This is a genomic window from Nocardiopsis salina YIM 90010, assembly GCF_000341025.1.
GTDB classification, from domain to species: Bacteria; Actinomycetota; Actinomycetes; order Streptosporangiales; family Streptosporangiaceae; genus Nocardiopsis; species Nocardiopsis salina.
This window is the reverse complement of record NZ_ANBF01000071.1, coordinates 1-9,103: the sequence shown is the minus strand read 5'-3', so window position 1 is coordinate 9,103 and position 9,103 is coordinate 1. Positions and strand designations below refer to the sequence as shown.

General features: G+C 71.2%; 5 protein-coding genes, 1 pseudogene and 1 riboswitch. Of the genes and pseudogenes, 2 read left to right on the top strand and 4 right to left on the bottom strand.

Annotated features, from left to right (window positions below; genetic code table 11):
• Positions 1–1,319, bottom strand: a pseudogene (locus D474_RS0107010) (5-methyltetrahydropteroyltriglutamate--homocysteine S-methyltransferase); the annotation flags it as partial.
• A gap of 148 nt (positions 1,320–1,467) precedes the next feature.
• Positions 1,468–1,699: riboswitch (cobalamin riboswitch) on the bottom strand.
• A 223-nt stretch (positions 1,700–1,922) separates the two neighbouring features.
• Between D474_RS0107010 and D474_RS0107005 the strand changes: the two are divergent.
• Together D474_RS0107005 and D474_RS0107000 are read left to right on the top strand one after the other, a co-directional pair.
• A complete protein-coding gene (locus D474_RS0107005) occupies positions 1,923–3,467 on the top strand; it encodes a polysaccharide deacetylase family protein (protein ID WP_040703130.1) in 1,545 nt (514 codons plus the stop codon).
• Between the two features lie 128 nt (positions 3,468–3,595).
• Positions 3,596–5,164: a polysaccharide deacetylase family protein gene (locus D474_RS0107000; RefSeq protein ID WP_017612866.1), complete on the top strand. Its 1,569-nt coding sequence runs from the start codon at positions 3,596–3,598 to the stop codon at positions 5,162–5,164.
• Positions 5,165–5,341: 177 nt separating this feature from the next.
• Here the strand turns inward: D474_RS0107000 and D474_RS0106995 are convergent, their stop codons facing one another.
• The 3 genes from D474_RS0106995 to D474_RS0106985 all read right to left on the bottom strand — a co-directional run.
• Positions 5,342–6,475 carry a quinone-dependent dihydroorotate dehydrogenase gene (locus tag D474_RS0106995; protein ID WP_017612865.1) on the bottom strand — a complete coding sequence of 378 codons (1,134 nt, stop codon included), beginning with the start codon at positions 6,473–6,475 and terminating at the stop codon, positions 5,342–5,344.
• A complete protein-coding gene (locus D474_RS0106990; protein WP_017612864.1) occupies positions 6,472–7,404 on the bottom strand; it encodes a proteasome assembly chaperone family protein in 933 nt (310 codons plus the stop codon). Before D474_RS0106990 ends, D474_RS0106995 begins: the two co-directional genes overlap by 4 nt.
• Positions 7,405–7,706: 302 nt before the next feature.
• On the bottom strand, positions 7,707–9,103 hold a 1,397-nt coding region (locus D474_RS0106985), incomplete at its 5' end, for an ABC-ATPase domain-containing protein (RefSeq protein WP_017612863.1).

Below are 9,103 nucleotides of genomic sequence, written 5' to 3'. Positions count from 1 at the left end.
GGGGGGAGGGAGCCGATGGTCGTCGTGGTGAGGGTCGCCGGCGACGTGACCCGGCGGTCGTCGGGGCGCCGGGTGGCGTCCGGGCCCAGCGCCTCCAGGCGGGCGCGCACGCGGGTGTCGGTGAAGGAGGGGATCTCCGCCCCGTCGCCCGACTTCTCGGCATCGCCGCCCTGCGAGAGGGCGCGACCCAGCAGCGCGACCTCGGCCGCCTTCTGCTTGGCGAAGGCCAGCGCCCCGCGCAACTTCGGGTCCATCTCGGTCTCGGCGTCCAGGTCGACCGGAACGTGCAGCAGCGAGCAGGACGTGCTGACGGTGAGCTCGTCGGTCAGACCGAAGAGCGTGCCCAGGGTCGCCAGGGTGGCGGGCACGTCGGTACGCCAGACGTTGCGGCCGTCGACCACGCCGGCGACCAGGCGGGTGGATCCCAGCCCGGAGACCTTGACGAGATCGTCGACGCCTTCGTTGTCGGTCACCAGGTCGAGGCCGACCGCCTCGACCGGGGAGGCCTTCAGCACCCGCAGCGCGTCCGCGCCGATGGCACCGAAGTAGGTGGAGACCAGCAGCGAGGGGCGCTCCTTCAGCCCGCCGAGATGCGCGTAGACACGCTCGAGCTCGGACAGGCGGGCCCGGCCCTCGTCCGTGGCCAGGATCGGCTCGTCGATCTGGACCTCGGTCGCGCCCGCGGAGGCCAGGTCACTCAGGAGCTGGGCGTAGGCGTCCACGAGCTGGTCGAGCAGTTCCAGGGGCTGCCAGCCCTCGGGGGCCTCCTCGGCCGTCTTGGCCAGGAGCAGGAACGTGAGGGGGCCGACGAGGACCGGACGGGTCTTGTGTCCGGCCTCCAGCGCCTCGCGGAACTCGGCGACGTGCTTGTCACCGACCAGCCGCGGGCGCACGTTGGGGGACAGTTCCGGCACGAGGTAGTGGTAGTTCGTGTCGAACCACTTGGTCATCTCCAGCGGCGGGGTGCCCTGCTCGCCGCGGGCCAGCGCGAAGTAGCGGCGCAGGAACTCCTCCCGGTCCCCCGCGGCGGCGGGGGACTCGAACCGCGACGGCACCAGGTCGAACAGGACCGCGGTGTCCAGAACGCCGTCGTACAGGGAGAAGGAGTTTGAGGGCAGGTCGTCCACCCCGGCGTCCCGGAGCTGGGTGAGGGCTGCGGCGCGCAGGTCGGCGGACACAGTGTCCAGCTCCTGGGCGCTCACCTTGCCGGCCCAGTAGCCCTCGGTGGCGCGCTTGAGTTCACGGTCGGGCCCGATCCTCGGGTAGCCGTGAACGGTCGAGCGGACCGAGGCTCCGGAAGAGGTGGTGTCGGTGGTCATGGAAGCTTCTCTCCCTCGTCGAAAGCCGGGTACCAGCCTCGAGGAAGCAACAGCGGACCTGCGGGTACGCCGAATGCACCCCGTCAAGGGGGCATGTACCCACTGTCCGTCGGCCCTCCCTCGGGGCACGGGACCACCGGCGGAGCGTCTGCACCGCCGGGTGGAGGCAGGTCTTCGGACTCGTGGGCGTCTCCGGTCCGTACACCGGTCGGCCTACTGGCCGCCGCTTCCCGGTTCGCGCGCCCTGTCGGGCGTTTCCCCAGTGCTGATGGCGACTTTCGTTCCCACTCACCGCTGCGGGGCAGTCCCGGAATCTCACCGGGTTCCCTCTTGCGACACACACCGTTCCCGAAACATCGACCCCGTCGACGTGGGAGCAGCGTGTGTACCATCCACACCTGCGAGTATAGGGAAGGCCCTGACAACCCCTGAACCCCGGTGTGTGCAAGGACTCTCGGAAGGGCTCTGACCACCCTTTTCACGTCCGGCCCCGCACACCCCGGTCGTGAGCGTGGCGCACGGGAGGCGTGTCCCCCCTCGACCTGGCGCACGCAGGACGTAGAACGTGGAGTTTGACTGGTGAACAAGCGGTCCCTTCCGACCATGGCCCCCGACCGCCCTCTCGTCACCGTCGCGCTGGCCCTCGCGCTCCTGCTGGGACTCCTGCTCATGGCGACCCGGCCGCCCGGTCTGCTCACCGCGGACACCGCCCAGAGCGCGAACGAGCTGCCCGGCGAGGAGGAGGAAGACCTTCCCCCGGCCGACGGCGAACCCGACGGCCAGACGGTCGTCGACCCCGGCGCGGTCGAGGGGCTCGAGGAGCAGGAGCTCGCATACGACGGACCGGTGAGCACCTCGGTGACCTACCCGGAGCTGGACGGCGCGGAGTCGCTGGGTGAGTACCTGGAGCACGAGCTGTCCGCCGGGATCGCCGCGTTCGACGACGCCAATCCCGGTGCCGACTCCTACGAGGCCGAGTGGAACCTGACCGCCGCCCGCGAGGGCCTGGTCGGGGTGCGGGTCACCGCCACCGAGACCGACTCCGAGGGCGAGCGCGAGAGTTACGCCACGTACTGGTACGACGCCGAGCGGGGGCAGGTGCACGAGTCCGCGCACCTGTTCGACGGCCAGGAGGCCCTGTCTGCCCTGAACACGCTCGTGCACGAGAAGGTGGGCGGCGCCGACGAGGTCTCCGGGCTGTACCCGGTCTCGGCCCTGTACGACTCGATCGGCTTCAACCCCGACGGTGACCTGGTCGTGGAGTTCGACGCAGGCCAGGTCGCGCCCGCCGGGCAGGGCCGGGTGCACGCCGTGGTGGACCACTCCGACGTCGAGCCGCTGCTGTCGGACCTGGGTACCCGCGTGCACGAGGCCGCGACGGTGGGTGTGGACACCTTCGAGGTCGCCGACACCCCCGACGCAGGCAATGACGACTCCCCCGGTGCCGCGCCCGGCACGATCGACCCGGTGGACGAGAGCGTCGACTGCGCCGACACCGAGACCACGTGCGTGGCCCTGACCTACGACGACGGCCCCGGCGGCGGCACCCCCGATCTGCTCGACACTCTCGACGAGTACGACGCCCGCGCGACCTTCTTCGTGACCGGGCTGCCGGTTCAGGAGCACCCCGAGACCGTGCGCTGTACCTACGCCGAGGGGCACGAGCTCGCCAACCACACGCTCACGCACCCGGACCTCACGGGCGCCGGCGCCGAAGAGGCCGAACGGGACCTGAGCGCCACGCAAGCACTGGTGCTGCGGGAGACGGGCTACGACATGGACCTCATGCGTCCGCCCTACGGCGCCACCGACGCCGGTGTGGCGTCGGTGACCGAGGAGATGGGGCTGGCCCAGATCCTGTGGAGCGTGGACACCAACGACTGGCGCGACCGGGAGGCCGACAAGGTCGCCGACGAGGCGCTGAACGGGGCCGAGGACGGCGCGATCATCCTCATGCACGACATCCACGACACGACGATCACGGCCTCGGAGGAGATCGTGCGCGAGCTGGACTCGCGCGGGGTCGAAATGGTCACCGTGACCCAGCTCCTCGGTGAGACGGAGCCCGGTGAGGAGTACGAGGACGGCGTCCCCGAGGAGGACTCCGGAGAGGACGCTGATGACGGTGCCGACAGCGGGGACGCCTGAGGCACGCGTGCGGGCCGCCCGTGTGAGGTGACCACATGTGGACAGCACCCGGGTCGGCCGGGGCCGGTCCACTATGTTGCTCGCAGCAGCCGAGCGAGCGTCCGCTCCGAGGGATGAGGAGTCCGGTTTTGTCGTCGACCAGAGCCCACCAGAACGAGGCCGTTCCCGTCCCCGGACGCCGACCGGGGCGCACCTGGCTGCCCGGCGTGGCCGCCGCAGCGCTGTTGTTGCCCCTGGCCGGCTGCGACACCGGTGATGCGGTGGCGGACGAGCCCGACGCCATGGCGGTCCTGGTCGACGGAACCGGGGAAGAGGGGCCCGGTTCCGCCGACCACGAGGGGGTGACGGTGCGGACCGGGGACGCCGAGTCCTTCGACGACCACCCGTACGTGCCCGAGGGTGTGGACATCTCCGTCACCTACCCCGAGTTCGAGGGGGCCGAGCCGTTCTCGGAGGGGCTGGCCGAGCGGATCGACGACGACGTGGCCGACTTCCGGGCCGGGACCCGCGACCCGGTGTCGCTGTCGGTCGACTGGCAGATCATCGCCGCGGATTCCGGCGTGCTGGGCGTGCGGCTGGTGCAGAGCGAGGAGGACATGCACGGCCTGCGTGAGGGTTACAGCACCCACTGGTACGACGCCGGGGCCGGGCACACGGCGTGGTCGACCGAGTTGTTGGCCGACCACGAGGCGTTGGAGACCGTCAACGGCCTGGTACGCGAACAGCTGGCCGAGGACGCAGAGGTGGACGCCGAGGCCCTCCGACCGGTGCTGGGGCTGTACGACTCGATGGGTTTCAACGACGATGGCGACCTGGTCGTGGAGTTCGACGACGGGCACCTCTCCCCCGCCGAGGAGGGGCACGTGCCCTCCGCAGATCCGGGGCGCAAGAGCGCGGTGCTGGACTCCGAGGAGGTCGACCCGTTGCTGTCCGACCTGGGACAGCGTGCGCGGGAGGCTTCGCTGTCGGAGCAGGAGCAGCTCACCGTGGCCGACGCCGATCCCGAAGCGGAGGAGCCGGGGCCCGTGCCGGGTGTGGTCAGCGCCGAGGACCCCGACGTGGACTGTTACGAGGACGGCACGCGCTGCATCGCTCTGACCTTCGACGACGGTCCTCACGAGCAGACTCCGGAGCTGCTGGACCTGCTCGACGAGGAGGACGTGACGGCATCGTTCTTCCTCAACGGGAACCCGTCGCTGTCGCAACCCGGGACGATCCGGCGCATCTACGCCGAGGGACACGAGGTCGCCAGCCACAACGACCTGCACGAGAACATGCCGGAGGAGTTCACCGAGGCGGAGCTCCCGGCGCAGATCGCCGCGGTGAGTGCGATGGTGCGGCGCCAGACCGGGCACTCGGTGGAGCTGTTCCGTCCGCCTTTCGGCGCCTCCTCCGACGCGGTGCTGGAGGAGATCGGCGAGCAGGGCATGGCCGAGATCCTGTGGAACGTCGACAGTGAGGACTGGCAGGACGTGCCTGCCGACGAGATCGTCGACAACGTGGTCACCGGTGCGGAGCCGAACACCATCGTGCTGCTGCACGACCCGCTGGAGACAACGCTGGAGGCTGCCCCGGAGCTCATCGAAGAGCTGAAGGCACTGGACTACGAGTTCGTCTCCGTCTCGCAGGCGCTCGGCGGCGCCGAGCCGGGTGAGAGCTACCCGCCCGGCGGCCTCGGCGCCTCCCCCGCGCCGTAACCCCCGGAGGGCCACGAGTGCCCCGAGGCACTGCCGCCCTCCCGGTCCGGTGCCTCGAAGAACCTTGCCTCGATCGCCTCGAGGTCCACGATCCCCGCGACCCCCGGCCCCAGGGTGTTGCGAGGATCACTTGTAGCCCGCCCCGTCGCGTGCGGGGCCGTTGTGGTGCGTGGCGGGTCAGTGCACCGGATCGGCGGGGCGCCGGGCGGTGCTGTCGACGTCCGCGCCGACGGCGTCGCCGACCGACCGGTATCCGGCCGAGCGCACGAGCGCGGCCAGGCCGCGGTGAAGGCGGCGCGGCCACAGCGGACCGCCGTAGATCAGACCGGTGTACCCCTGCACGAGGGTGGCCCCGGCGCGGATCCGGTCCCAGGCGTCGTCGGCGGTCTCGATCCCACCGACCGCGACGAGCGTGAGGCGCTCTCCGGCCCGCTCACGCAGACGGCGCAGAACCTCCAGGGAGCGCTCCTTCAGCGGGGCACCGGACACCCCGCCCGGGCCGAGCTCGGCGACGGTCTCTGCCTCGGCCTCCAACCCCTCACGGGAGATCGTGGTGTTGGTCGCGATGACCCCGGCGAGGTTCTCCGACAGCGCGAGGTCGGCCACGGCGTCGACATCTTCGTCCGCCAGGTCCGGGGCGATCTTGACCAGCAGCGGAAGGTCGGCGTGACCGGACTCGGCCAGGGCCTCGCGCACCGACCGCAGCAGCGGGCGGAGCCGTTCCACGCTCTGCAGGTCGCGCAGGCCCGGGGTGTTGGGCGAGCTGACGTTGACGACCATGTAGTCGGCGTACTCGGCGAGCCGGTGGGCACTGAGCGCGTAGTCCGCCGGCGCCTCCTCCTCGGGCGTGACCTTGGTCTTGCCGATGTTGACGCCCAACAGCGGGCGCGACCCCTCCATGTGGTGCAGGCGTTCGGCCACCAGTGCCGAACCCTCGTTGTTGAAGCCCATGCGGTTGAGGATCGCGCGGTCCTCGACCAGACGGAACAGGCGCGGCGCGGGGTTCCCGGGCTGGGGGTGGGCGGTGACGGTCCCGATCTCCACGAACCCGAACCCGAGCGCGGCCAGCCCCTGCGGGCTCTCCCCGTTCTTGTCGAAGCCGGCGGCCAGGCCCAGGGGGCCGGGGAACTCCCGGCCGAACGCGTGCACGGTCAGTTCGGGCTCACGGGGGCCCAGGAACCTGTGCATCACGGGTGCGGCCCCGGGCACGGCAGCCGCCGCGCGCAGGGCCGTGAAGCTCAGGTGGTGGACGGTCTCCGCGTCCATGTGGCGCAGGGCCGAGCGGAAGAGAATCTGGTAGAACACACTCATCCGTTTCCGTCGCCCTCGCGCTCGGCGAGGAAGCGTTCGAGTTCGGCGCCGAGTTCATCGGCGGTGGGCAGCCCCGACTCGTCGTCGGCCAGGGGGAGGACCGTGCGGTCCCCGGGGTCGTCGCCCCGCGAGCTCATCATGGCGTCGTAGCGGCGCTCGTACTCGGCCACGACACGCTGGACCTCTTCCGACTCCGCGACGCGCTCGGCGATCTGCACGTCGGTCGCGCCGGCGGCCTCCTCGAGCTCCTCGGTGGGCAGGGCCAGGCCGGTCGCGCCCGCCACGAACTCCGTTGCCGCCACGGACGCACGCGGGTACTGCGTCTGCGCCAGGTAGCTGGGGACGTGGACGGCGTACCCCACGAAGTCGCGGCCGGCCTGCCCGAGTCGGAACTCCAGCAGGGCGCTCACGCTCGCAGGTACCTCGTAGGAGCCCTCCAACGGGCTGTTGTGCCCGATCACCAGCTCCTCGCGGGTGCCGTGCGGGGTGACGCTGATCGGGCGGGTGTGCGGCACGGCCATGGGAATCCCGCTGGCGCTCACCGACAGTGTGATGCCGAAGTGCTCCACGAGCTGTTGGACAGCGGCACAGAAGGTCTCCCACTCCAGGTCCGGCTCGGGCCCGTGCAGCACCAGGAACGGCTGCCGGTCGAGGTCATGGTACCGGGTGAGGGCGATCCTGTGCGGCGCGTAGTCGGTCCAGGCGTTCTCGACGAAGGTCATCTTCGGACGGCGGGTCCGGTGGTCGACGAGGCGGTCGGTGTCGAAGACCGCGATCTCCTCGCCGCTCAGGGACTCGAACAGCGCCGTGGACATCTGGGTTCCGGCCTGTCCTGCGTCGACGAAACCGTCCAGGCAGACCAGCATCGCCAGACCCTGGACGTCGTCGAAGCCGGGATGGATCTCGTACAGATCTGCTGGGTCGCGCACCGGGAACTCGTCTCCACATCTGGTCGGGGAGGCAGGGGGTGAGCCGCCGCGGGAGGACCGGGGGCCTTCGGGCGTTCCTGCCCTGCTCGTCCACAATACCGACCCCGTGTCCCGGTACGGCTCGGCCCGGGAGGAGCGCCCTGTGGACGGAAGGGGCCGGTCCCGCACCGGCAGCGGGGCCGGGGGCCCGGTCGAGGCCCCCGGATGTGCGAACACCGGCGCCCGGTCCACTTGTTCCCGTGCGCGCGTGCGCACGCCCCCGCGCGCACGGGATCACGTACGCACGAGGGCGGGCGACCCGGTCAGCGCATCTCGGACACCCGCAGTGCGCGCAGGCGGTTGAGGACCGCGGCGACCTCGGCCCGGCGCGGCAGCGTGTAGTCCCCGCCGAAATCCGGGCCCAGCAGGGTCACACCGTGCTCGGCCAGCTCGGCGTCGAGGGAGTCGAGCGCCTCGCGCAGGGTGCGCTTGCCGTCCAGGTGGCCGCCCTTGACCAGCCGGTTCAGGGCCAGGCCCGCGCCGATGATCTGGCCTGGGTCGACGAACTGCTCGACCCCTCGCACGTCCACGTCGCTCTCCCCGAACGTGAGCACGTCCATGTCGCGGCGCTTGATGCGGCTACGGCCCTTGTTCCCGCTGTCGTCGACCGAACGCGGGTCGACCACGCGGGCGCGCGGCAGGTGGAAGTCGGCGTCGGTGCGGTCGTGGGCGAGCTCGCGTGCCCGCTCGGTGACGTCGTGCGGGTGGTAGGCGTCGAGCATGATCACCTGGTCGGCGACGTCGAAGTAGTCGCCGCTACCGCCCATGACCAGGACGGTGGAGACCTTGTGGTCCCGGTTGAGCGGGCGTACCAGGTCGATGAAGGGCACCAGGGGTTCGCGGTCGCCGTGCACCAGGCGCTGCATCCGCTCGTCCCGGATCATCAGGTTGGTGGCGGTGGAGTCCTCGTCCACGAGCAGGGTGCTCGCCCCGGTCTCCACGGCCTCACAGATGTTGGCGGCCTGGGAGGTCGACCCCGACGCGTTCTCGGTGCGGAAGTCGCTGGTGTCGGACCCGGTGGGCAGGTTGCGCACGAACGGGCTGACGTCGGTGCGCTCGACCCCGCGGCCCTCCTCGGCACGGATCTTGACGGCGTCGTCGCGGGTGACCACGAGCTCGCGCCCGTCGCCCGGGACATGGTCGTAGACGCCGCGCTCCAAGGCGTGCAGGAGCGTGGACTTGCCGTGGAAGCCGCCGCCGACGATCAGGGTGATGCCCTCGGGCACACCCATGCCGCTCACGGTCCCCCGGTGGGGCAGGTCGACGCTCACCCGCAGGGACTCCGGGGAGTCGAAGGGCACCGCGCCGTCGGTCATCGGCTCGTCACTGATGCCGCTGCGCCGGGGCAGGATCGCGCCTTCGGCGACGAAGGAGACCAGGCCGCGCCCGGCCAGCGCGTCGCGCAGGGCGACGGTGTCGGCGACGCTGTCGGCGAAGGCGACCGCGTCCTTCTGGTCGATCTCGTCCCAGTCGAGGTCGTCGACGAGGTCGGGCAGGGTGCGGCAGAGCTCACGCTCGGCGGTGCGACCGTCGATGCGGCGGCCGTGCCCGGGCATGTTGAGGCCGATGCGCAGATCGATGCCGCCGCCCTCGGTGACCTGCAGGGAGGAGCGTGCGATGACCTCCTGGCCGCCGGTGTCGATCTTGAGCAGCGATCCGC